Raw genomic sequence first — 24260 nt, 5'->3', positions numbered from 1 at the left:
GTTTACTGTCGCTGCATGGCTATCGGTGGAGTGCTGTTCGACATCGATGGTGTGCTGGTGACCTCCTGGCAGCCCATCGACGGCGCGGCTCAGACGTTGCGGATACTGGCCGAAAATCAGATCGCCCGGTCCTACCTGACCAACACCACCACCCGCACGCGCGCGCAGATCGCCGACCTGCTGAGCGCGGCCGGGATGGATGTCGCGGCCGACGAGGTCATCACCGCTGCGGTACTGACCGCCGAGTACGTGCGCGACCGCTATCCGGGTGCTCAATGTTTCCTGGTCAACAGTGGGCAGATCGGTGAGGACATGCCCGGCGTCGACGTCGTGTATTCCAGCGACTTCACCGGACCGGCCGCACCGGAGACCCCGGACGTCGTGCTGCTCGGAGGTGCCGGGCCGGAGTACAACCACCTGACCCTGAGCTGGGTCTACGACTGGATGGCTCAGGGCGTGCCGGTCGTGGCGATGCACCGCAGCACCGCGTGGAACACCACCGACGGACTGCGGGTGGACACCGGCATGTACCTGGCGGGTATGGAGGAGACCTCGGGTCGCAAGGCCACCGCCGTCGGCAAGCCCGCCCCGGAAGGGTTTTTGGCTGCGGCGAACCGGCTCGGCGTCGACCCCGAAGAGATGTACATGATCGGCGACGATCTCAACAACGATGTACTGGCCGCCCAGGTGGTGGGGATGGCCGGGGTGCTGGTGCGTACCGGCAAGTTCCGTCAGGACACATTGGACCGTTGGGCCGCAGATGAATTCGCGATGCAACCCAACTACGTCATCGACTCTGTCGCCGGCCTTCCCGAGCTTCTTGGGCTGTAGGGATTGCGCGGTTTTCTACACCTGGGTCGTGGTTTTCGATGAGCACCGCCCAGGTGTAGAAGACGCCGTCGGCCGTTAAACCGTGTAGCGCCTGTCGTATCCGGCCTGGCGCTCGGCGATCTGCTGCGCGCGGTCGTAGTCGAGCTGCTCGGGCGTGGTGTTCGGATCGCTTCCCACGATGCCCGCGACCTCCGAAACCTTCACCACCTGCGTCGTCACCGTGGGGTTGTTGGTGGAATCCGGGTCGACACCCTGGAACCGCATCGAGATGGTGCCCTGGTTCAGCCCGCCGGTGGACACCCAGTTGGCCACGCCGGGATCGTTCTTGGACACCACGATGGTGTAGGTGCCGTCGGCATTCTTGACGGCCTGGCTGTTGTTGAGGCTGGTCTGCTGATTACGCGTGTCGTCGGAGATGGTCCAGTCGTTGGTCACCGGCACCACGAAGTACTCCGCGTCCCCCGGATCGACGGTGATGATCATCGCCTCATCGTCCTTGAGCTGGAAGTAGCCGGCACTCTGCAACTGCGTGGAGAGGAACTGTGCGTTGTGCTGTGGCTGCGACAGCGTGTTGGGCGCGCCGGTGGCCGTCGCCACGGACATGTACGTGTTCTCGCCGCTGATTCCGGTGACCAGCATCAGCAGTGCGGTCTCGGTGGACGACAGCAGCAGCGGTACCTTGTCGAACGCCGGGATCACCGACACGAGATTCATCAATCCCGGATTCTGGATCACCGCCTGCCCGAGGCCAGGGATGGCGAACCCGCCGATCTGGCTGAACAAGCTGCTGGGCGGCCCGTCGGTCTTCTCGATGGTCAGCGTCATCGGCGACTCGGTATTCCAGTCTCCCAAGGTGTTTCGAGTCGCCAGGATGGTCGAGTTCGACGGCGCCTGGATGTAGTTCATGCCTTGCTCAGGGTTGGCTGGTGGGGCGTCCGGGCTCACCACGATGGTGAATGTCCCGTCGTCCCTGACGCTGAGGTGTTCGCCGTCGAGGTTGGCGGCCGTGACCCCGTTGATTCCGGTGAGCACGCTGAAATTCGCGTTGGCGGAGGTGGGGTGGGTGCTCGGGTCGTTCGGGTCGTAACCCGCGACCGTGCCCTTGATCTCGTACGTCGAGGCGCCGTTGATACCCGTGAACCGGTAGACGGTGTCCGGGTTGTCGTACCAGATACGGGTACCGCCGGCGTCCTGCCCATTCCAACTGTGCGGCGGGTTGACCTGGAGCAGCAGCTTCGGATCATTCGAATTCAGCAGCAGGAACTCGGTTGCCGACTGGTTGGCGAACTCGGTCGCCGCCTGGTTGAGCTGCGAGAGGTTGGTGAAGTCAGGACCGCCGACAGCGGAGAAGTTCTTCGCCGCCTCGACGTACCACGCCGCCATCAGGACCACCTTGGCCAGCTGAACGATGGGCGTGTTGACGATCTGGCCGACCTGCTGCTCGGCCGCGAGCTGATCCTCGGTGGCGAGTGTGCTGGATGCCATGTCGGTCACCTCCGAGATGGTGACGGCGTTTCCGACCTGTTGAGTCTCCCGCGACCGGCCGAAGAGATCGATCGAGGGCGCCTGCCCGCCATCTCGACGCGACCAGCCCAACAGCGCCGCCAACCCGACGTCGTGGAGGGGGTTCACCGGGGTTTCCGGGATGCGGGGTTTGAGCCGCTCCGTCACATCTGCCACCAGTTGCGGGATGACGCGGGCGGACGCCGGGGCGCTCGTGGGTGTCGACGACGGAAGGGCTTGGTTCACAATGTCTTTCGTCAGGACGGTGATCGAGGTCACCGGTCCTGCCGGCGCGGGCGCGTCGAGCGCAGCGGTGACCGTGGGCTCGGTCTCCGGCGCGGCCGGGCGCTTGCGGGGCACGTCAGTTGTCGTGCCGATGGCCCGCGACACCGCGTGTCTGGCGCTGCCGACGGCGGTTTCCACGCCCTCGGCGATGGTGGCCGACTTGCCGCCCTTGCCGTCCTTTTCGTCGTCCTGAGATGTGCGGCCGGTCGATACCGCCGGCGATCGACGCTCACCGAGCTTCGAGCCACCAAGGGCCGACTCGACTTTCGCGGACACCTCACCGAGTCGTTTGGCGAGCTTGTCCGGGCCGGACGACGTCGGCTTGCGAGGGCCCCGCTTCGGCGTCGAGCCATCTGTCTTCGGACCGTCGGTCGCGCCTGACGACGTACCTGAGGACGTGCCCGACGAGTCCGAGCCGCCGGTCCCGGCGGAAGCGACCGCGGAGCCGTTGGCAACCGCCACACCGATGCCCAGCGCGACGGCGAGAGCACCCACCCGTCCGATGAATCGTGCGCCTCCAGCAGTAGCCGACGTCGTCGTCATTTGGCCTCCCCCACCTGTTCTGCCTGTCACAGAACGCAATTGGCCGACTGTAACAAGTTCCAGTTCGGTCGCGGGCGAGTTTGGCCGACTCTGAATTTATTCGGTCCGTGCCCGGTGGGGGCTGTCGTCAGGCCTTGAGGTCGCGCACGGCCTCGATGCGCGCCTTGAGCTGATCGGTCGTCGCGGCAGCCACGGGAGGGCCGCCACAGATGCGTCGTAGCTCGTTGTGAATCCAGCCGTGCGGCTTGCCGGTGCGGTGGTGCGCGATGGTCACCAGAGCGTTGAGTTCACGGCGCAATTCCCGGATCTGGCCGTGTGTGGTGCGTGGCGGTGGGGGGCCACCCGATACCACGGCTTCCGCCGTCCGCTTGGTGAGCTGCTCATCTTGCCTGCGGCGCAACAGGTCTCGCATCTGCGTGGCGTCGAGCAGGCCCGGGATGCCGAGGTAGTCGGCCTCCTCGTCGCTGCCCGCGGGTGTCGCCGTACCGAACGAGGAGCCGTCGAAGATGACCTGGTCCAACTCGGCGTCCGCACCAAGGGACTCGAAGCCGTTCTCCAGCTCACTCTTCTCGTCCTTGCGTTTCTCGGCAGCTTCGAGCGCCTCGTCGTCGAGCCCGTCGGATTCCCGGTGCGGCTTGCCCAGCACATGGTTGCGCTGCGCCTCCATCTCGCTGGCCAGCAGCAGCAGGTTCGGCACCGACGGCAGGAAGATGCTGGCGGTCTCACCGGCGCGGCGCGAGCGCACGAACCGGCCGATGGCCTGAGCGAAGAACAACGGTGTCGAGGCGCTCGTGGCGTACACGCCGACCGACAGCCGCGGCACGTCGACGCCCTCGGACACCATGCGCACCGCCACCAGCCACCGGCTGGTGCCTTCCGAGAACTGGCTGATCCGGTCGGAGGCGCCCGGATCGTCGGAGAGCACCACCGTCGGAACTTCGCCGGTGATCTTGGTCAGCAGGTCGGCGTAGGCGCGCGCGGTGGTCTGATTGGTGGCGATGATCATGCCGCCGGCATCGGGCACGTGCTGACGCTTCTGCTGCAGCCGCTTGTCGGCGGCGGCGATGACGGCGGGCATCCACTCGCCGGTCGGGTTCAGCGCGGTGCGCCAGGCCCGTGCGGTCTGCTCGGCGGTCAGCGGTTCGCCTAGTCGCGCGGAATGCTCCTCGCCGGCGCTGTCCCGCCAGCGCGCTTCACCCGAATAGGCCAGGAACACGACGGGCCGCACCACACCGTCGGCCAGCGCGTCGGCATAGCCGTACACGTGGTCGGCCTTCGACTGCTGGAAACCGGCGCCGTCCGTTTCGTAGGTGACGAACGGGATCGGGCTGTCGTCGCTGCGGAACGGCGTACCGGTGAGTGACAACCGCCGCGTCGCATCGTCGAAGGCCTCGCGCATCGCGTCGCCCCAGCTCTTCGAATCACCGCCGTGGTGAATCTCGTCGAAGATGACCAGTGTCTTGCGGTTCTCGGTGCGCACGCGGTGCCGGGTGGGATGGCTGGCGACCTGGGCATAGGTGACCACCACCCCGTGGTACTCCGCCGACGTCTGCGAGTTGGAGTTGCTGAACTTCGGATCGAGCGCGATGCCGTTACGCGCGGCCGACTGCGCCCACTGGATCTTCAGGTGCTCGGTGGGCACCACCACCGTGATCGCGTCGACCGTGCGGTCGTTGAGCAGTTCCGCCGCGATCCGCAGCGCAAACGTCGTCTTACCTGCGCCCGGCGTGGCGACCGCCAGGTAATCCCGCGGCTTGGCGGTCAAATACCGCACCAGCGCTTTGCGCTGCCAGCCCCGAAGTGCCTGGGTGCTGGGCGCTGCTTCAGCCCGCACCCGAGGACTCCTCTCAGTCGGAAAGCAGTCTAGGCCAGCGCGTTACGCCGGCGCATCTCTGCAGGAAAGCGTCGGGCGTGTCGCTAGACGAAGTAGTTGTCGTTCTTGACGAACCACTCGGCGCGTTCGGCGTCGGTGAGGTCGGCCAGCTGGGCGAACCCTTCGAAATAGGCCTCCCGCGGCGCGCCGGGAGCAAACAACATCAACAATGACGTCGGCGCGTCGGCCTCGTTACGGAAACCATGGATGCCGCCCGGAGGAACATACAGGAAATCGCCCTGGTTGCCGTCCACCCAGTCGTTCCCGTCATAGAGCTTGACGGTGCCTGACAAGACGAAGAACGCCTCCGACATGGCCCGGTGGAAATGCGGGCCGGGTCCGCCACCCTGCGGGCTGATGTCGACGCGGTAGAGGCCGTAATCGCCGTCGGTCTGCTGCTGGTTGGCGAGGTAGTGGTACTTCACCAAGCCGAACGAGTCGTAGTCCGGTGGCTCGTCAGCGCGTTTCACCCAGGCGCTGACCTCCGGCTCGTCTTCGGTGTAGCGGGGTGGGGGATAGGGCGGCACATTCCTGGGGTCCCAGAGCGACACGAGTGCCAGCCTAGCCGCGGATGGCTTGCGGATTGCCGTCCGACGCCGAGATCGACACCAGGGTCGTGGACGGCCGCACGATCACAGCCCTGGTGTCGATTTCGGAGGAGAATTAGGCGGGCGCGTCTTGCAGCGCCGGGAACGTCACACCGGTGAGTTCCTCGGACACCGCCCACAGCCGGTGCTGTTGGTCGATGGCGTAGGACTGCTCGCTGGACGTGACCACCTTTGGATGGCCCTTCTGTTCGCCGAGTCCGTCCGGGCCGTAGTACTGACCGCCCAGGGCGCTCGGGTCGGTCGCTGCTCGTAGCGTCGGCAGCGCACCCATGGCGGCCTCCTGGAACAGCAGGCGGGCCACGGGGATCGCCACCTGCATGGCGCGCGGCAGATGGCGCGCGAGCTCGGTGTCGGATCCGCCCGGGTGGGCGGCCAGGGCCGTGGTGCGTTGTCCGGCCAGGCGGCGCTGCAGCTCATAGGTGAACATCAGGTTGGCGAGTTTGGATTGCCCGTAGGCGACAAGGCGGTTGTAGCTGCGCTCCCACTGCAGATCATCGAAATGGATGCCGCGTGAGAAGCGGTGCCCGACGCTGCTGACGGTCACGATGCGGGAGCCGGTCACCGGCAGCAGGCGGTCCAACAGCAGGCCGGTGAAGGCGAAGTGGCCGAGGTGGTTGGTGCCGAACTGCAGCTCGAACCCGTCGGTGGTGGTCTCCTTCGGCGGGGTCATCACCCCGGCGTTGTTGATCAGCAGGTCGATGCGGTCGTGTTTGTCCCCGATCTCGTCGGCGGCGGTGCGTACCGATGCCAGCGAGCCCAGATCGAGGCGCTGTAGTTCGAGGTCCGCATTCGGTACCGATCGCGAGATCCACTCGACGGCGGCCTCACCCTTCTCGAGGTTGCGAACGGCCAGGACGACGTGCGCTCCCTTGGCGGCCAGGGCCTTGGCGGTTTCGAGCCCGAGGCCGGTGTTGGCCCCGGTGACGATGGCTGTGCGGCCGGTTTGGTCGGGAATGTCGGCGGCGGTCCACTTGGTCATGAGAGACTCCTAGGAGGGCTAAACGGAGTGCATGCTCCGGTTGTGTTCGACTATACGGAACGTGCGCCCCGCTTTGTCAATGGTTGGTCAACGGTTGTGTGAGGTGATCGCAAAATGCGTGCGGATGCGGCACGAAACCGTGCCCGGGTACTGGAGGTCGCGTACGAAACGTTTGCCGCGGATGGACTTTCGGTGCCCATCGACGAGATCGCGCGGCGGGCCGGGGTGGGTGCGGGAACCGTCTACCGGCACTTCCCGACCAAGGAGGCGTTGTTCCAGGCGGTGATCGCCGAGCGGATCCAGAGCGTTGTCGACGAGGGTCGTAACCTACTCGCCCACGCGGACCCGGCAGACGCGTTGTTCAGTTTCCTGCGGTCGATGGTTCTGCAGTGGGGCGCGGCCGACCGCGGGCTGGTCGATGCTCTCGCAGGCTTGGGGATCGACGTCAAGAACGTGGTGCCCGAAGCCGAGGACGAATACCTCGCAGTCCTCGGGGATCTGCTGGCCGCCGCACAAGATGCGGGCACGGCGCGACGCGATGTCACGGTGCCGGAAGTAAAAGCCCTCCTCGTCGGCTGCCAAGCTGTGCAGGCTTACAACGACGACGTCGCCGAGAAGGTCACCTCGGTGGTGTTCGACGGGTTACGGGCCGGAGTAGCGTCGGCCAAATGAAGTTCGGTATCGCCACTTTCGTCGACGACGACAGCATCGACCCGGTCTCGCTGGCCCGCGCGATCGAGGAGCGCGGACTGGCCTCGCTGATCGTCGCCGAACACAGCCACATCCCGGTGAGCCGGGAATCTCCTTATCCCAACGGCGGCGACCTGCCGCCCTGGTACTACAACACCCTCGATCCGTTCGTCACGCTCGCCGCGGCGGCCGCGGTCACCTCGACCATCGAACTCGTCACCGGCGTCGCGCTACTGATCCAACGCGACCCGATCCACACGGCCAAGGAGTCCGCGAGCATCGACCTCGTCTCCGGCGGCCGGTTCGTGTTCGGTGTCGGAGCCGGCTGGAACCTCGAAGAGATGCGCGACCACGGCACCGATCCGAAAACCCGTGGCGCACGGCTCGATGAGAGCATCGAGGCGATCAAGGCGCTGTGGACCGAAGAACCCGCCGAGTATCACGGCAAGTACGTCAACGTCGAATCGTCGTACTGCCGGCCCAAACCGGTCCAGAAGCCGCATCCGCCGATCTATGTCGGCGGCAACTCCGACGCCACGGTCAAACGCGTGATTCGCCATGGCGCGGGCTGGATATCGAACCCGCTGCCGAGGGACGTGTTGGCCAAGCGGATCACCCAGATGCGTGACGGCGGTGCACAGGACCTGCCGTTGATGATGTTCGGTGCACCCATCAAAGCCGACTATTGGCGCGCCGCTGAAGAACTCGGCTTCGGCCAGCTGGGGCTGTTCCTGCCGTCCGTCGGCAAGGATGAGTCGCTGCGCCTGCTCGATGACTACGCCGCGCAGGTGCAGAAGTACCAGTCCGGGAGTTGAGCGCGGGGAAATAGCCGACGGCTCGGCACCGCTTTCCACGCCGGGGTCGCTAGTCCGCACGCGGAACGGCCATGAGGTAGAAAGCGACGACGGTCGCAGCCAATCCACAGCTGATCGATGGGCTGGCGTCAAGATTCGCGCCTACCGTCCGGCGTGTGATCACCAGGCGCGCGTTCCTGGCGGCGAGCGTCGTCGGATCGGTCACCGCCGGCTACGCCTTGCGTGGCGGGGCGGGGCCGGCATACGCCGACCCCAACGCGATCGAGCCGCCGTCGGTCGCAGTGACCGACAAGCGGCGCACGCCCACACAGTGGGGGATGGCCCTGTCTGGGATCACCACGTCATTCGTAGCCACCGGCCGCCAGATCGCGTTGACCTTCGACGCCTGCGATGGTGCCTGCGATGAGGCATTGCTCGACACCCTGCAACGCAACGGCGTGCCCGCGGTGCTCATGCTCAACTCGAAGTGGCTTGACCGAAACCCGGACCGGGCGCGGCAGTTGGCCGGCAACCCGTTGTTCGAGATCGGCAATCACGGCACCCGGCATGTGCCGCTGTCAGTGACAGGCCGGTCTGCGTACGGCATCGCCGGGACCCGCTCGGCCGATGAAGTGGTCGATGAGGTGTGGGGCAATCACCAGCGGCTGACCGCACTGACCGGCCGTGCCCCGGCCTGGTTCCGTCCCGGGACCGCTCACTATGACGACGTGGCCGTCCAGATCGTGCACGAACTCGGTGAGCAACCGTTGGGGTTCACCGTCAACGCCGACAACGGTGCGACGGCGTCTGCCGCGGCCGTGCGGTCCAACGTCATGAACGCGGCCCCAGGGTCGATCGTCATCGCCCACATGAACCATCCGCAATCGGGCACCCATGCGGGGTTCGCCGATGCGATCCCCGCCATGCAGGCCGCGGGCTGGCAGTTCGTGTCCCCGACGGGGCGCGCTGTGCGGTGAGGTCACCGAGTTCTACCCAGGGGTCGCCAGAGCGCGCTGGGAACAGCCAAGAGGTGGAAATCGGCGACTTTCGCCAGGGGCGGACCCAGAAACTCCGGGCAAGCGTCCCAAACCTTGCACTCGCACTGGTCGAGTGCTAAGAATGCAGTTGGCACTCTCGATCAGTGAGTGCTAGGTCGGGACGGTGAGACCGGGGCCGCACCTGCGGGAGCACACCCCAGTCGTCCGTCGCGGGCACTGAGCCCGGCCAACAAGACGTGCATCCCCAATCCGGAGGAAACACTTCGCAATGGCTAAGACAATTGCGTATGACGAAGAGGCCCGTCGTGGCCTCGAGCGGGGTCTGAACGCCCTCGCCGACGCGGTAAAGGTGACGCTGGGCCCCAAGGGTCGCAACGTCGTCCTGGAGAAGAAGTGGGGCGCCCCCACGATCACCAACGATGGTGTGTCCATCGCCAAGGAGATCGAGCTGGAGGACCCGTACGAGAAGATCGGCGCTGAGCTGGTCAAAGAGGTCGCCAAGAAGACCGACGACGTCGCAGGCGACGGCACCACCACCGCCACCGTCCTGGCCCAGGCCCTGGTTCGCGAAGGTCTGCGCAACGTCGCTGCCGGCGCCAACCCGCTCGGTCTGAAGCGCGGCATCGAGAAGGCCGTCGAGAAGGTCACCGAGACGCTTCTGAAGAGCGCCAAGGAGGTGGAGACCAAGGAGCAGATCGCTGCCACCGCCGGTATCTCCGCCGGTGACCAGTCCATCGGTGACCTGATCGCCGAGGCCATGGACAAGGTCGGCAACGAGGGTGTCATCACCGTCGAGGAGAGCAACACCTTCGGCCTGCAGCTCGAGCTCACCGAGGGTATGCGCTTCGACAAGGGCTACATCTCGGGTTACTTCGTGACCGACGCCGAGCGCCAGGAAGCCGTCCTCGAGGATCCCTACATCCTGCTGGTCAGCTCCAAGGTGTCGACCGTCAAGGATCTGCTGCCCCTGCTGGAGAAGGTCATCCAGTCCGGCAAGCCGCTGCTGATCATCGCCGAGGACGTCGAGGGCGAAGCCCTGTCGACCCTGGTGGTCAACAAGATCCGTGGCACCTTCAAGTCCGTCGCCGTCAAGGCCCCGGGCTTCGGTGACCGCCGCAAGGCCATGCTGCAGGACATCGCCATCCTCACCGGTGGCCAGGTCATCAGCGAAGAGGTCGGCCTCTCGCTGGAGACCGCCGATGTCGCGCTGCTGGGCCAGGCCCGCAAGGTCGTCGTCACCAAGGACGAGACCACCGTCATCGAGGGTGCCGGCGATGCCGACGCGATCCAGGGCCGTGTCGCCCAGATCCGCGCCGAGATCGAGAACAGCGACTCCGACTACGACCGCGAGAAGCTGCAGGAGCGCCTGGCCAAGCTGGCCGGCGGTGTTGCGGTGATCAAGGCCGGAGCTGCCACCGAGGTGGAGCTCAAGGAGCGCAAGCACCGCATCGAGGACGCCGTGCGTAACGCCAAGGCTGCCGTCGAAGAGGGCATCGTCGCCGGTGGTGGCGTGGCTCTGCTGCAGTCGGCTCCGTCGCTGGACGAGCTGTCGCTCACCGGTGATGAGGCCACTGGCGCCAACATCGTGCGCGTCTCGCTGTCGGCCCCGCTGAAGCAGATCGCCTTCAACGGTGGTCTGGAGCCGGGCGTCGTCGCCGAGAAGGTGTCGAACCTGCCTGCGGGTCACGGCCTGAACGCCGCGACCGGTGAGTACGAGGACCTGCTGGCCGCCGGCGTTGCCGACCCGGTCAAGGTCACCCGCTCGGCGCTGCAGAACGCGGCGTCCATCGCGGCGCTGTTCCTCACCACCGAGGCTGTCGTCGCCGACAAGCCGGAGAAGGCCGGGGCGCCCGCGGGCGACCCGACCGGTGGCATGGGCGGTATGGACTTCTAAGTCCTTTTTTCGAGGAAGCCCGGTCCCGTCCGCGGGGCCGGGCTTTTTCGTGCGCTCGTCATGTCTTCGCGACGAAGTACCGTCAAGCCATGCCGCTACCACTGCCGTCACCGACCACCACCGCCGTCGTGACCGGTGCCTCCTCGGGCATCGGCGCCGATATCGCCCGCGAACTGGCCCGCCGCGGTCACGGTGTCACGTTGGTCGCGCGCCGCGAAGACAAGCTGCGTGAGCTGGCTGCCGAACTCACCACCAGGGTGGAGACGATTGTCTGCGATATCGCTGATCCCGATTCCCGCGCAACACTTTTCGACACCATCGCCGAACGTGGCCTTACCGTCGACATCCTGGTCAACAACGCCGGAATCGGCACCATGGGCTCGGTGGTGGAATCCTCGGTCGCCGACGAGATCGCCCAGGTGCGGGTGAACGTCGAAGCGCTGATCGACCTGACCACCCGAGCGGTGCAGCAGATGGTTCCCCGCGGCCGGGGCGCGATCCTCAACGTCGGCTCCACCGCCGGCTACCACCCGTTCCCGGGACAGTCCGGTTACGCCGCCACCAAGGCGTTCGTCCACAGCTATACCGAAGGCGTGCGCGCCGAATTGGCAGGCACCGGCGTCACGGTCGCGACGCTGTGCCCGGGCCCGGTGCGCACCGAGTTTCTCCGGACCGCCGGCATGGACGAGCGGAAGTTCGCCGCGGCGTTCCCGAAGGTATTGTGGATGCCGTCCGAGGATGTCGCGCGCGCCGGTGTCGACGCCCTCGCCGACGGCCGCGCCATGGTGATCCCCGGAGTGCCCAGCCGATTGACAACCCTTGTGGCCCAGATGATTCCGCGACGGATCCTGTTGCCGATGCTGGCCCGCCAGCACCCGGCGCTTCGCCGCGAACGGTCAGCTAGTTAGCCCGGCCACCGTCGCATCCACCCTTCGACGGGCAGGTCCAGGCCATTGCACAGCGTGCAGATGGTGCGGTACCAGCCGAGCGCGACGAGCAGTTCCATCCGTTGTTCATCGTCGAGCTTGTGTCCCAACGCATCCCACGTCTCGCCCGTCCAGGACCCGGTGCGTTCCAGTTCGTCGACGGCACCGATCAGCACGGCCTCGAAATCGCTCCACCCCGCGTCGGCGCCGGTGACCAGCGCGTCGCACTCCTGCTCACTGACCCCCGCGATCGGTCCCCAGAACGCGGCCTGCCCACCCCACTCGTACTCGCAGCCGACCAGAGCACAGATCCGCAGGATCGCGATGGTTCGCAGCCGCGGTGGAAGCCGCGCATCGACGTAGAGCGACTCACCCAATTTGCGCAGCCGCGCAGCCAGATCCGGGTGCCGTTGCAGGCAGCGCACCAGCAGCAGCGGTTCGTACGTCCGATCGGGGTGACCCCAACTGTTGATGCCGGCAGCGTCGTCGTCGCTCCACGGCTGCGCCAGCGGCGCGACGCGCGTCATGCGGTCATGGTTCACCCGACAAACGTACGACGCGGGCACTTTCGTACGGCGAGTGGCCAGTCTCAGTTCTCGGAGAGCACCACGCAGTCATTGGACCCCGAGCTGGACGACTGAGCCGCCCGCCTGCGGTGCAGAACCGCGCGACTGGGAACGACATGCGGGGTGTCGTCATCGGTGGCCGGCGGTTTACCGCGGCCGTCGACGATGAGCGAGTAACCGCCGGGCTTGTGCGGTGGCCAGATGAGGGTCACAGCGTCGTGCAGGCTGATATTTCTGCGGGTATGGTCGCCGACGCTACCGACGTCGATGACGCCGTCGACGAAGTGCGGCTCGACCGCCACCGTGTGTGCGTGGTAGTCGTCGTCGACGGTGACGAGGTAGGCGAACGTGTAGTCCGTCAGCTTGTCGGCCAGCTGGTTGAGATCCACTTTCACGCTCATGACGTGAGAATAGTTCTGTTGACGCGCCGTCGTGGCGGACCTGTCACATGGGTGCGGGCTGTTTGCCTCGGACCAATCGACCGGGACGTGCCTCGGTGGGCACCCCGTGTTCGGCGATCACCTGCCCGGACACCACGGTGGCGACGTAACCGTCGGCGGTCTGGTCCAACCGGCGCCCACCACCGGGCAGATCGTGGGCGACGACCGGCCGGTGCAACCGCAGCGCGGCGTGGTCGATGACGTTGAGATCGGCCTTGTAGCCCAACGCGATTCGGCCACGGTCGGCCAGTCCGGCGACGCGGGCGGGCACCGAGGTCAGTTCCCGCACGGCCTGGGCCACCGACAGCCTGTCGCCGGCCCGGTCGCGGACCCAGTGCGTCAGCAGGTAGGTGGGGAAGCTGGCGTCGCAGATCATGCCGTAATGCGCGCCGCCGTCGCCGAGGCCGAGCACCACGTCGTCGCGCCGCAGCAACTGTGCGACGGTGTCGAGCGAGTTGTCGCGGAAGTTGGCCAGCGTCACCAGCAGCATGGCGTGCCCGTCGTCGTCGAGCAGCCGGTCGTAGGCCTCCTCCAGCGGGTCGACGCCGCGGGCACGGGCGCGGGCACCGATGGAGTTCGACGGGTCGGGTTCGTAATCGGGCACCTCGCCGAGCGGGTACATGTAGTCCCACGCCTGCACCGCGAACATCAGCGGATGCCCGTCGCTGGCCGAGGAATCACTCAGAATCCGTTGGCGCACTTCCGGTTTACGCATCTCGGCGACGCGCTCCGCGAGCGGCAGGTGGGCGATCTCCCGGTAACTCGGGTAGAGGACGAACGGATTGCCCGACAGCTCGAGGCCGAGTACCAGGCCGATGGGCCGCGGGAAGATCTGGGCGGTGATGAAGGGACCGTCGGGAGCGGCATTTTGATTGGCCTTCTCCACCATGCGCAGCGCGTCTTCGAAGAACGCGGGACCCGCGTTGCCGATGGCCAGGGTGAAGGTGACCGGCAATCCGACGTCGGCCGCGACGTCGAACACCGTCTGTAGTGCCGGCTCGTAGTCGCCCGCGACCAGATCGGGCACGAACTGGATCAGGCCGCCACCGGCGTCGTCGACGCCCCGGGCGATCGCCTCGATCTCGGCATAGCCGGCGTCGTAACTCGGGATCGGCTTGCCGCTCTCGGTCTTGTGGATGGTCAGTCTGGACGACGCGAATCCCAGCGCGCCGCAGTGCACTGCTTCGGCGGCGAGCTTGCGCATCAGCGCCAGGTCCTCGGTGGTGGCCGGCTCGCGATCTACGCCGCGTTGACCCATCACGTACACCCGCAGCGGTGAATGCGGCAGGAACGCCGCCACATCGATATCGAGCTGTCGAGCCCCTACGGCGTCGAGGAATTCGGGGAACGTCTCCCACGTCCACGGCAGACCGTCGACCATGACGACCCCGGGGATGTCCTCCACCCCGGCCATCACGTCGACCAGCACGTCATGATCGTCGGGCCGGCACGGCGCGAACCCGACACCGCAATTGCCCATCACGGCCGTGGTGACCCCGTGGGCCGAGGAGGGGTTGAGCCGGTCCGACCAGATGGCCTGTCCGTCGTAATGGGTGTGCAGGTCGACGAATCCGGGGGTGACGAGCAGCCCGGTCGCATCGATCTCGCGCTCGGCGGTTCCGGTCACGGAACCCACTTGGCAGATGATGCCGTCGCGTACCGCGACATCGCCCACATACGGTTCGCCGCCAAGGCCGTCGATGATCGTGCCGCCACGGATGCACAGGTCGTAGCTCATCTAACTAACCTACGACTCCCAGCTGTGTATGCCCATGGGGTTGGCCGAAATTCGCGGGGTTGTCGGTGCGCCGTGCCAGGATCAGGCCCGTGATCGATCACTTCGGCATCAACTGCTGCGATTTCCCCAAGGCCACCGAGTTCTACGACACCGTGCTGGGCGTGCTGGGCTACACGCGGCAGCTCGATTACGGCGTGGCCATCGGCTACGGCACGGAAGGGCACCCGGCCTTCTGGATCGCCGATGCCGGCGCGGGCGATGCCAAGGGCCCCAACCGGGAAATCCACGTGGCGTTCCAGGCCGCGGGCGTGGACGCGGTCTCGGCGTTCTACGAGGCCGCGCTCACACTGGGCGCCGAGTCGCTGCATGCACCGCGGCTGTGGCCCGAGTACCACCCCGGCTACTTCGGTGCCTTCGTCCGCGATCCCGACGGCAACAACGTTGAGGCGGTCTTCCACGGGGCGGCCCCGGCAGCGCCGTAGCCGCTACAGCTGTTCCAATTCCGAGATCAGCCAGTCGCCGTCGACGCGGGTGAGGCTGACCCGATAGGCCAGCGCATCCTTGGTCGTTTGGGCACCGTCGGTCGATTGGGCACTGTCACCCGCGGCCTCGGTTGTCTGGTCGACGAACGCCACCGCGGTCGCCTCATCGGCCGTCAGCGACTCCACGCCGGTGTTGCGGACCGTGGCGGTCTGGGTGACGTTGTCCGCCTTCGCCCGGATCGTCTTGCGGTACTCGTCGGCCGCTGAGCCGGTCAGCAGCTCGGTCACCGCGTCAATGTCCGCCCGGCTGGTCGTCGGGGTGAAGCTCAGCACCTTGACCACGTTGGTGGCCACGAAGTCGGTGACCTGCTCGCGCGCTCGGTCGTCGTCGGCGATCGGTGCGGGCGCCGGGCGGCCCTTGACCGAGAGCTGCCAGAATCCCAGGCCGGCGGCCGCGACGGTCCCGACGATGAGCACGACGACCAGCAGCGTCCAGCCTCGTGTGCGTGCCTGCATCAGTTGACGAACTCCAGCTTCGAGGCCTTGTAGCCGCCGTCGACATGCTCCACGGTGACCCGCATCCGCTGCAGTGAGACCACGCCCACCCGATTGCTCGTCACGGTGACCTTCGTGTCGACGGTGACGAGCACGACCGCCTCATCGGAGAACAACGATTCGACGCCGGCCCCGGTGATCGTTCCGTCGGTCTTGACGCCCAGTTCCCTGGCCTTGCGTTTGATCGCCGGGGCCTGGCTCCTGAGGTCGGCACGGAACTCATCGGTGGCGCCGTCCATGATCGCCTCGAGATCGCTGTCGGCCGTGTCCGCGCTCACCGTGACGGTGTGCAGCGCGAAGGTCCGGGCGGCCTCGACATACGGCTGCCACGACGGCGTGGTGCGCGCCACCGGCGTGGTGCGGCCGAACTGACTGATCGCGAAACCGACGGCGCACACCAGCAGCACCGCCAGCATGCTCGGCATCACAAACCTTGCGGCACCGCGCTTCTGGGGCTGTCGAGGTTGGGGGCTGGGGCCAGACCAGGCAGGGGAGGGGTGCGCCGTGCCGGCCGACGGGCGGGTTGTGGTGAACGCCGGGGGTGTGGTGAAGGCCGGGGCCGCGATGACCCGCGGGGGCTCGGCCGATACCGGCGGCGGCGACAACCGTTGCGGGGTGAGGGGCCGCCGCCTGACCGGGGCGGTCGCGCTCTCGCCGGCGAGAGCCTTCGCGAAATCGCCGCACCGCTGGAACCGGCTGCCGGGTTCCTTGGCCATGCCCTTGAGCAACACCGCGTCCAGGTCGGCCAGCTCAGGCCGAACGATGCGCAAGCTCGGCGGGAGCTCGTTGAGCTGCTTGCTGATGACCACCGCGGGGTTGGAATGATGGAACGGAGAGTGCCCGGCCAGGAGCTGAAATGCGCTGGCCGCCAATGAGTATTGATCGGCTCTTCCGTCCAGCGGCTGCCCGAGCAACTGCTCGGGGGCGGAGTACGCCATCGAGCCCACCGCCATGTTGGTGGCGGTGATTCCGCTGATGTCGTCTATCCGGCGGGCAACACCGAAGTCGGCCAACAGAATCCGGCGCCGAGCGGCTTCCGGCCCGGTCAGCAGGATGTTGGCGGGTTTGACGTCGCGGTGGAGCAGGTTGCGCTCGTGGGCGTGATCGAGGGCCTCGGCGATGGCGGTGACGATCTCGGCCGCCTCCTGCAGCGGCATCCCGCCGGGGTGCCGCTCGCGCACGTGTCGTGCGGCATCGGTGCCGTCGACGTAGTCCATCGCGATCCACAGGCGGCCCTCGTACTCGCCGCGATCGTGCAGGCCGACGATGTGGGGATGCCACAGCGAGGCGGCGATATCGGCCTCGCGGTTGAACCGGTCGCGATACTGGGCGTCACCGGTGAGCGCGGCGGGCATGATTTTCAGCGCATCGTGGCGGGGCAGGCGCGGATGCTGCGCCAGATACACCTCGCCCATGCCACCCGAGCCGAGCAGACGTCGAATCGTGTACCCGGCGAACACGTCGCCGGCATTCAACGGCATGGCGGTGATGGTAGTCGGGACGGCTCCGGGCCGGTCCGCGAGTAGCGTCGAGGTCATGGCTGCCGCTGATTCCGATGCCGTCCGGGAACTGCTGCGCGACGCGTTCACCCGGCTCATCGAGCACGTCGACGATCTGACCGAGGGGCTGACCGAGGAGGTCTCGAGTTATCGCCCCACCCCAGAGGCCAACAGCATCGCCTGGTTGCTCTGGCACAGCGCCCGCTGCCAGGACCTGCAGTTGTGCGACATCGCGGGGATCGAGCAGGTGTGGACCCGCGATGGCTGGAAGGACCGTTTCGGGCTCGACCTGCCTGCCGACGACATCGGGTACGGGCACAGTCCCGACGATGTCGCGAAGGTGCACGCCTCGGCCGAACTGCTGGCGGGGTACTACCTGGCGGTGCACAAGGTGACACTGGCCTACATCGCCGGAGTGACCTCCGAGGACCTCGGCCGCATCGTCGACACGCGGTGGGATCCGCCGGTGACGGCGAGCGCACGGTTGGTCAGCATCATCGACGATTGCGCTCAGCACCTCGGACAGGCGGCGTATCTGCGCGGCATCATCCCTTGACCAATCGATGGTGGGTGCCGATCGGCCTTCTCACCGCGATGGTGCTGTTGGGGTGGGCGGTCCGTGGCGCACCGCTTCCGATCGACGACTGGTTTCAGGGCCTCGGCAGCGACATGGGTTCGCGTAGGGCCGTCTTCCTCGTGTTCACCAAGCCGCCCCTGGTGGCCGCCGCGTTGGTGATCGGGGTCATCGTGGCGCTGCGGCAACAGCGCAAGCGGTTGGCGCTGGCGATGGTGGTCAGTCCGTTGCTGGGCATCACCATCGTGCGGCTCGTCAAGCCAGTCTTCGGCAGGGAGAAGGAGGGCGCGCTGGCCTATCCGAGTGGGCACACCACGTTCCTCGTGACGGTGACGGGCCTGCTCATGCTGGTTGCGTGCATGCGCTTATGGGCGCTGGCGATCGCCGTGTGCGTCGTCCTGCTCGGCATCTTCGGCCTGTCGATGACCTTCCACTACTTCACCGACACCGTCGGCGGGGTGTTGCTGGGAACCTCGCTTGTGTGCATTTCCGCGATCGTGGTCCGCCAGGGCGACTACGGCGGGGTGCGCAGCGGTCCATCGGGTCTTCGCTGAGCGGTCGAGTGCCCGCCTCACCCTTTTCGGGTGGTGGCAACTCATGTCGGAGGTTCGATTCATCCCACGCCGTCGTCGGCAGGCGCGGTGGTCCTGGGGGTGGGTCCAACTCTTAAGTACCACTTGATTGTTCGGGTCGACGTGCTGAACCACAGGGTTGCGTCCGGCAACACTTTCGCTCGGTCCGGGGGTGGCTGGCAAATTTTCCTTAGCGTCACTAGCTGCGCGAATGGCTACGCCGAGTGCTTTGCGGCAATGGCCTTGTACGGGGCAATGTTTGCATACGCAAATACCAGCCTGACGCCACCTGAGAAAAAGCTGAGATCTTGATGAGTAACGGGTAATTTCCTGCCCGGACCAGGCAATCAGCCCGGCCGAACAGCCAGTTTTCCGAGGGGATCACCTATGACAAGTCGTGTCTCAAGCGGTCTGACAGCCTGCGTCGCCGCGGCCACCGCCGGCGTCATCGCCATCACTCCGGTGGTGGCGTCGACGCCCACTCCGCCGCGCATCGTGGATGCGTCGGCATCGTTGTTGGCCAGCTTCGATGGCATGAATCAGGCCGGGTTGGTTTTCATGGCCGGGCAACGGCTTGCCGATCAGTTCTTGCAGGCACCGCTCACCCCCTTCGTGCTCGCCGCGCAGATCGCGGGCGGCGACAAGGAGAGGCTGTTCTCGCAGATCCGGCAGATCGTCGATTCGCCGCTCTACGTGGCCGATCCGCTGATCGAGGCGATCGCCATCACGCTGCCGGACGAATTCGGTGGCGGCTCGGACCACGTGACCAATACCACCGCCGGTGACGGCGCCTTCATGCAGTTCCGCAACAACGAGCTCCTGGGCCTTCGGGACGCGATCAACGGTCAGTTCGCCGACGCGCTCGGAGTCGACAAGCCGTGGCCGAACGAGAACTACACCGCCGAGCTCGCGGCGGGATTGAAGGAGTCGGCGACCAGAGGCATGAACGGCGCCGTGCTCGGGGCTGTCGGCGTCGTCGCCATCGCGCAGGCAATCGTCGAGGGGGACAACGTCGCCCTCTACAAGGCGGTCCGTGAGTACACGGACGCCCCACTGTGGGTCGCCGACCCGACCATCGAGGGTCTGGCGAAGGCTCTGCCGGAGTCGCTCGGTGGGGGCACCGATGGCGTATTTACCGAGCAAGGCCCGGAGGACGGGGCGCTCATGCGGTTCCGCAACGAGAAATTGTGGACGGCCACGCGGAATACGCGGGTGAATATTGCCCACGCGCTCGGGGTCAACGTCAATGCCAACGGAGATGTGATCGAGGAGGCGGACGAGTCGTCTGTGGCTCCCACCTCGCGGGTTGCGACTCTGAGTGCCGCTCCCGAGCCCGAAGCCGACTCACCGAAGGCGGACAAGCCCAAGCCGCATGTCACCCGCCTCAACACTTCGGTGAACAAGTCGCTCAGCGACGCCAGGGACCGGGCCGAGCAGCGGCGTGAGAAGGCCAAGGCGAACGTGAACCGGGCCGTGGCGCGGGTCCAGTCCGCCGCGAAGAAGCTGACCAAGAAGGCCACGTCGAACGAATCCTCGAAGGACTCCACGAAGGCGGCCTCGAAGGGATCAGAGGACTGATACCCGGCGGAGCCGGCAGCATGCGACGACTGGGGGGTCCTCACACGCTGCCGGCTCTGCTCCTCGAAATCGACGAAGTGGTCGTCCGCGCACCCGCGGGGCGACCATTTCGTCGATCTGGGCGCGGCCCTCGGCACCACGCACTTGACAGGTGTCAACCCCGGTGCGACGTGCGTCACAAACGGTGATTAACATAGACCCATGACAGCGACGCCAGATGTTGATCTGACCGGAGAGTTCACGGGTTCCGGCACCATTCACAATCCCGCGACCGGTGCCGTCGCCGGCCAGGTGACCTGGACCGATGCGGCCGATGTGCCGCGCATCGCGGCCGGTCTGCGGGAAGCTCAGAAGGAGTGGGAGGCACGCGGCGCGAAGGGCCGCGCCAAAGTGCTCGCCCGCTACGCGGTGTGGTTGGGCGACCACCGCGACGAGATCGAGAAACTCCTGATCGCCGAGACCGGCAAGTCCTCGATGGACGCCGCGCAAGAGGTCCCGCTGCTGATCATGATCCTCTCGTACTACATCAAGGTCGTCGAGAAGGCGATGGCGCCCGACACCCGGCCTGCTCCGTTGCCGTTCCTGTCCATCAAGAAGATCGCCGTGCATTACCGGCCGCGGCCGGTCATCGGGATCATCGCGCCGTGGAACTACCCCGTGGCCAACGCCATGATGGACGCGATCGGTGCCCTGGCCGCCGGATGTGCGGTGCTGCTCAAGCCCTCCGAGCGCACCCCGCTGACCGCCGAGGTTCTGCTCCGCGGTTGGCTCGATTCCGGCGCCCCCGAGGTGTTCGCCCTCGCGCAAGGTGCCCGCGCGGTGTCCGAGGCCGTCATCGACAACTCCGACTACATCCAGTTCACCGGCTCCAGCGCGACCGGCGCCAAGGTGATGGAGCGCGCTGCGCGCCGCCTCACCCCGGTCAGCCTGGAGCTCGGCGGCAAGGACCCGATGATCGTGCTGGAGGACGCCGACGTCGAACTGGCCGCCAATGCCGCGGTATGGGGCGCCATGTTCAACGCCGGCCAGACCTGTGTGTCGACCGAGCGGGTCTATGTGCTCGAGTCGGTCTACGACCAGTTCGTCGCCGCCACCGTGCGTGCCGTGGAAAACCTCAAAATGGGCACCGGTGAGGGCTACCACTTCGGCTCCCAGATCGATGAGAGCCAGGTGGCGATCACCGAGCGCCACGTCAAGGACGCCGTTGCCGCCGGCGCCAAGGCGCTGACCGGAGGCAAGCGCCCCGAGGGCGGGGGCAGCTTCTTCGAGCCGACCGTGCTCGTCGACGTCGACCATTCGATGTCCTGCATGACCGAGGAGACCTTCGGGCCGACCCTGCCGATCATGAAGGTGTCCTCCGTCGAGGAGGCGGTGCGGCTGGCCAACGACAGCCAGTACGGGCTCAGCGCATCGGTGTTCTCCAAGGACGTCGAGCGGGCCAAAGCGGTTGCGCTGCAGCTCGATTGCGGTGCGGTCAACGTCAACGACGTCATCTCCAACCTGATGTGCACCACGGCCCCGATGGGCGGCTGGAAGGCCTCGGGCATCGGAGCCCGCTTCGGCGGGGTCGACGGGGTGCGCAAGTTCTGCAAGCAGGAGACCGTGGTGGTTCCGCGCACCAACATTGGCGCCGGCGGCAGCTACTACAACAACTCGGAGAAGGCGCTCACCCGGATGAACAAGCTGATGACCAAGCTGGCATTGGCTCGTCCGCGCCGTACGGCCAAGTAACCGGCCTACGGCTGCTACGGCTGGCAGCCGGCGCGTCCGGACGTCTCGAAGATGTCGTCGCTTCCCGTGATCCGCTGTCCGCAGACCACGACGACGGAGCTGGGAACGATCACGGGGAAGGTCGACACCGCCATACTCGGTGCGAACGCCTGCGAGCCGTCTGAGTAGGTGGCGATGGGCCTGTTCGAAACCTTGCTGCCGACGGCGAGCACGTTGGTCCACTCACCGTGCACCATCGCCGTGCCGTTGATTGCCACCACGGTGTTGTCGTGGTCGCCGGTGTACGGGTCGATGTAGTCCTTCTGGAAGCCTGCCGTGCCGTCGAGTGCGAACACCTTGTTCCCAGAGCGGTTTTGACCGACGGCCGTAGCAGTGGAGGGCCGGAACACGCTGATGGCCAATGCCCGGTTGTCGCCGGACGCGTCGGCCCGAGCACCGGTGGCCGAGTTGTCCCCGATACCGATCGGGTCACCTGGACCGCGGTCGTAGGAGATCCCCGGCGCGGCGCCGGCCGTGCCCGCTCCGATCATCGCCACCGCTCCGACTCCGACGGCCAGCGCCGAGCCGACCCAGAACCTGCGAACAACACGTTCCATGACCACTGGATGCCTCTTCTCGACGATGGTGAGCGTGATTGACATCAGCGATGATGGTGCCCAGCCGGTCAGGCGGACTGAGTAATGCACTACTGCACTTTGGCGCCTGTGCCGGCGGACGCCGTAGCAGCACGTGGCCACCGGACGTTCACCCGAGCATCACCAGTTGGTCCTCGCGGTTCGCTAGGTTGCGCCCGTGACTCTCGACATCACCGGGTATGCGGTCCGTGACGACGACGATGACGACCCAGTGCTGCTGCTGGAACCGAGCGGCGAGGTCGTCGACACCTGGCGGGAGAACTACCCGTACGAGGACCGCATGTCGCGGCAAGAGTACGAGGAGCAGAAGCGCCTGCTACAGATCGAACTGCTCAAGCTGCAGAAATGGAGCCAGAGCAACGGTCTGCGGCACGTCATCGTGTTCGAAGGGCGTGACGCCGCAGGCAAGGGCGGCACCATCAAACGGTTCATGGAGCACCTCAACCCCCGCGGGGCCCGCGTCGTTGCTCTGGAGAAGCCCACCGAGAAAGAGCGCACCCAGTGGTACTTCCAGCGCTATGTGCAGCACCTGCCGGCCGCCGGTGAGATCGTGCTTTTCGACCGGTCCTGGTACAACCGGGCCGGCGTGGAACGCGTGATGGGCTACTGCTCGCCCAAGCAGCACGCCGAATTCATCCGTCAGGCCCCGTTGTTCGAGCAGATGCTGGTCAACGACGGCATCAGCCTGACCAAGCTGTGGTTCTCGGTCACGCAATCCGAGCAGCGCACCCGGTTCACCATCCGCCAGGTCGATCCGGTGCGGCAGTGGAAGCTCTCACCCACCGACCTCGCGTCGCTGGACAAGTGGGACGACTACACCGCGGCCAAGGAAGACATGTTCGCCTGGACCGACACCGAGATGGCGCCCTGGACCGTGGTCAAGAGCAACGACAAGAAACGCGCCCGCATCAACGCCATGCGGTACGTGCTCGGTAAGTTCGACTACGACAACAAGGATTTTGAGGTGGTCGGCCACGCCGATCCGCTGATCGTGGGGCGTGCCCTGTCGGACTGAGCAGTCCGGCCGCCGCCCGAGAGTAGGAGGCGGCGTGCGATTCGTCATGACGCTGTTCCTGTGGGTGCTGACGACGGTCCTGCTGGCAGCCGCGGTGCCGTCGGCGTGGGTGCAGAAGAACATCATCGACCAGCAGGGCTATTCGGCGTTCGCCGCAGCAGCGGCCACCGACCCGCAGCTGCAGCAGGCGGTGGCCGGCGAACTCACCACCCAGGTGCAGTCCCTGGCGGCCAAGAACGGATCGGACGTGGATTCGCGGCAGATCCGGGCTGTCGCGGGCGCCTACACCGCGGGCTCGGCGTTCCCCGGCCAGTTCGCCCTGGCCAACCAGATCGCGCACACCTGGATGTTCACCGACCGGTTGTCCCGGAACGAGAACGGCAGCTGGGTGATCGACCTGGCCCCGATGCTCTCAGATGCCTCCTTCCGTGAAACCCTGTCGGGTTTCAATATCGAAGTGCCCCAAACGCTTACGGTCCCCATCGCATCGTCGGCGCCTGACAGCTTGCGGCCCGGCATCTTGCGTCCGCTGGCGGTGTGGGGGCCCTGGGTCAGCATCGCGGTGGCGGTACTCGCCGGTGTCTTGGCGCTGTTCACCTTGGCCGCCGCCCGCTCCCGTGGTAAAGCGCTTGCCGCCCTTGGGATTTCCGCCTTGCTGGTGGGCGCGGCCGGTTGGGCCGGGTTGGAGGCGGGACGGCGTTACCTCAACGAGGCGCTCAATCACACCAGCGGGGACATCCGGCAGATCGCCGACGCCATGGCCGGCCACGCGATCGCCAGCCTGCACCAATGGCTCAATCTCACACTGGTCGCCGGCGGCGGGCTGGTGGTGTTCGGGATCGTCGTGGCGCTGCTGGGTGGTCTGCGCAAGCGGGATTAACGGCTTTCGTTTCACCGAGATCTACACCAGGGTCGTTCACCGCGAAAATCACGACCCTGGTGTAGATCTCG

At 66.5% G+C, this 24260-nt stretch carries 23 protein-coding genes; 13 read left to right on the top strand and 10 right to left on the bottom strand.

The genetic code is table 11. The features are described from left to right. The first annotated feature begins 15 nt into the window (after positions 1-15). Entirely contained in the window at positions 16-831 is an 816-nt protein-coding gene (locus H977_RS0126750) for an HAD-IIA family hydrolase (protein WP_029110741.1), read from the top strand. Positions 832-906: 75 nt separating this feature from the next. On the opposite strand, the gene H977_RS0126745 is transcribed toward H977_RS0126750, so the two are convergent. The 4 genes from H977_RS0126745 to H977_RS0126725 all read right to left on the bottom strand — a co-directional run bounded on the left by H977_RS0126745 (position 907) and on the right by H977_RS0126725 (position 6622). Next, positions 907-3162, bottom strand: coding sequence for a DUF1214 domain-containing protein (locus H977_RS0126745; protein WP_029110740.1), 2256 nt, complete (start codon positions 3160-3162; stop codon positions 907-909). Between the two features lie 127 nt (positions 3163-3289). After that, positions 3290-4996, bottom strand: a complete 1707-nt coding sequence (locus tag H977_RS0126740) for a DEAD/DEAH box helicase (RefSeq protein ID WP_029110739.1) — start codon at positions 4994-4996, stop codon at positions 3290-3292. 83 nt (positions 4997-5079) lie between these two features. Then, complete coding sequence (locus tag H977_RS0126735; RefSeq protein ID WP_029110738.1) at positions 5080-5586, bottom strand: cupin domain-containing protein; 507 nt, start codon at positions 5584-5586, stop codon at positions 5080-5082. 112 nt (positions 5587-5698) lie between these two features. Next, positions 5699-6622, bottom strand: a complete 924-nt coding sequence (locus H977_RS0126725) for an SDR family NAD(P)-dependent oxidoreductase (protein ID WP_029110737.1) — start codon at positions 6620-6622, stop codon at positions 5699-5701. A 114-nt stretch (positions 6623-6736) separates the two neighbouring features. On the opposite strand from H977_RS0126725, the gene H977_RS0126720 reads away from it, so the two are divergent. From H977_RS0126720 to H977_RS0126700, 5 genes are all read left to right on the top strand, one after another. Continuing rightward, positions 6737-7294: a TetR/AcrR family transcriptional regulator gene (locus H977_RS0126720; protein ID WP_029110736.1), complete on the top strand. Its 558-nt coding sequence runs from the start codon at positions 6737-6739 to the stop codon at positions 7292-7294. Continuing rightward, entirely contained in the window at positions 7291-8127 is an 837-nt protein-coding gene (locus H977_RS0126715; protein ID WP_029110735.1) for an LLM class F420-dependent oxidoreductase, read from the top strand. The genes H977_RS0126720 and H977_RS0126715 overlap by 4 nt, the downstream gene beginning before the upstream one ends. Before the next feature lie 155 nt (positions 8128-8282). Then, complete coding sequence (locus tag H977_RS0126710) at positions 8283-9083, top strand: polysaccharide deacetylase family protein (protein ID WP_029110734.1); 801 nt, start codon at positions 8283-8285, stop codon at positions 9081-9083. Between the two features lie 289 nt (positions 9084-9372). Further along, a complete protein-coding gene (groL, locus tag H977_RS0126705) occupies positions 9373-10998 on the top strand; it encodes a chaperonin GroEL (protein ID WP_029110733.1) in 1626 nt (541 codons plus the stop codon). A gap of 89 nt (positions 10999-11087) precedes the next feature. Continuing rightward, positions 11088-11906 carry an SDR family NAD(P)-dependent oxidoreductase gene (locus tag H977_RS0126700; protein ID WP_029110732.1) on the top strand — a complete coding sequence of 273 codons (819 nt, stop codon included), beginning with the start codon at positions 11088-11090 and terminating at the stop codon, positions 11904-11906. Here the strand turns inward: H977_RS0126700 and H977_RS0126695 are convergent. The 3 genes from H977_RS0126695 to H977_RS0126685 all read right to left on the bottom strand — a co-directional run bounded on the left by H977_RS0126695 (position 11903) and on the right by H977_RS0126685 (position 14668). Further along, the gene (locus H977_RS0126695; protein ID WP_029110731.1) at positions 11903-12451 is read right to left on the bottom strand and encodes a carboxymuconolactone decarboxylase family protein; all 549 of its coding nucleotides are present in this window, start codon (positions 12449-12451) and stop codon (positions 11903-11905) included. The genes H977_RS0126700 and H977_RS0126695 overlap by 4 nt on opposite strands. A gap of 62 nt (positions 12452-12513) precedes the next feature. Then, positions 12514-12891, bottom strand: a complete 378-nt coding sequence (locus H977_RS0126690) for a hypothetical protein (protein WP_029110730.1) — start codon at positions 12889-12891, stop codon at positions 12514-12516. Between the two features lie 43 nt (positions 12892-12934). Continuing rightward, positions 12935-14668, bottom strand: a complete 1734-nt coding sequence (locus H977_RS0126685; RefSeq protein ID WP_029110729.1) for an N-acyl-D-amino-acid deacylase family protein — start codon at positions 14666-14668, stop codon at positions 12935-12937. An 89-nt stretch (positions 14669-14757) separates the two neighbouring features. Here H977_RS0126685 and H977_RS0126680 point away from each other — a divergent pair, with 89 nt between their 5' ends. Then, positions 14758-15150: a VOC family protein gene (locus H977_RS0126680; protein ID WP_029110728.1), complete on the top strand. Its 393-nt coding sequence runs from the start codon at positions 14758-14760 to the stop codon at positions 15148-15150. Positions 15151-15153: 3 nt separating this feature from the next. Here H977_RS0126680 and H977_RS33980 read toward each other — a convergent pair whose 3' ends face one another. Continuing rightward, positions 15154-15666, bottom strand: a complete 513-nt coding sequence (locus H977_RS33980; protein ID WP_051289118.1) for a hypothetical protein — start codon at positions 15664-15666, stop codon at positions 15154-15156. Next, positions 15666-17186 carry a serine/threonine-protein kinase gene (locus H977_RS0126670; protein WP_029110727.1) on the bottom strand — a complete coding sequence of 507 codons (1521 nt, stop codon included), beginning with the start codon at positions 17184-17186 and terminating at the stop codon, positions 15666-15668. The genes H977_RS33980 and H977_RS0126670 overlap by 1 nt, the downstream gene beginning before the upstream one ends. Positions 17187-17241: 55 nt before the next feature. Between H977_RS0126670 and H977_RS0126665 the strand changes: the two genes are divergently transcribed. The 4 genes from H977_RS0126665 to H977_RS0126650 all read left to right on the top strand — a co-directional run bounded on the left by H977_RS0126665 (position 17242) and on the right by H977_RS0126650 (position 21659). Beyond that, positions 17242-17760 carry a mycothiol transferase gene (locus H977_RS0126665; protein ID WP_029110726.1) on the top strand — a complete coding sequence of 173 codons (519 nt, stop codon included), beginning with the start codon at positions 17242-17244 and terminating at the stop codon, positions 17758-17760. Further along, the gene (locus H977_RS0126660) at positions 17757-18332 is read left to right on the top strand and encodes a phosphatase PAP2 family protein (protein WP_036477332.1); all 576 of its coding nucleotides are present in this window, start codon (positions 17757-17759) and stop codon (positions 18330-18332) included. The genes H977_RS0126665 and H977_RS0126660 overlap by 4 nt, the downstream gene beginning before the upstream one ends. Positions 18333-18737: 405 nt before the next feature. After that, entirely contained in the window at positions 18738-19928 is a 1191-nt protein-coding gene (locus H977_RS0126655) for a hypothetical protein (protein WP_029110724.1), read from the top strand. A gap of 201 nt (positions 19929-20129) precedes the next feature. Further along, positions 20130-21659: an aldehyde dehydrogenase family protein gene (locus H977_RS0126650; protein WP_029110723.1), complete on the top strand. Its 1530-nt coding sequence runs from the start codon at positions 20130-20132 to the stop codon at positions 21657-21659. Between the two features lie 14 nt (positions 21660-21673). Here H977_RS0126650 and H977_RS0126645 read toward each other — a convergent pair whose 3' ends face one another. Then, positions 21674-22300: a hypothetical protein gene (locus tag H977_RS0126645; RefSeq protein WP_029110722.1), complete on the bottom strand. Its 627-nt coding sequence runs from the start codon at positions 22298-22300 to the stop codon at positions 21674-21676. Positions 22301-22451: 151 nt separating this feature from the next. Here H977_RS0126645 and ppk2 point away from each other — a divergent pair, with 151 nt between their 5' ends. Next, positions 22452-23309 carry a polyphosphate kinase 2 gene (ppk2, locus tag H977_RS0126640; protein ID WP_029110721.1) on the top strand — a complete coding sequence of 286 codons (858 nt, stop codon included), beginning with the start codon at positions 22452-22454 and terminating at the stop codon, positions 23307-23309. Between the two features lie 34 nt (positions 23310-23343). Next, on the top strand, positions 23344-24189 hold the full coding sequence (locus tag H977_RS0126635; protein ID WP_029110720.1) for a hypothetical protein: 846 nt from the start codon (positions 23344-23346) through the stop codon (positions 24187-24189). Positions 24190-24260 lie beyond the last annotated feature (71 nt).

This window comes from Mycobacterium sp. URHD0025, from assembly GCF_000426065.1.
In the GTDB taxonomy this organism is placed as follows: domain Bacteria; phylum Actinomycetota; class Actinomycetes; order Mycobacteriales; family Mycobacteriaceae; genus Mycobacterium.
Note: the sequence above shows the minus strand (reverse complement) of the source record. Positions and strands in the feature narration are given on the sequence as shown.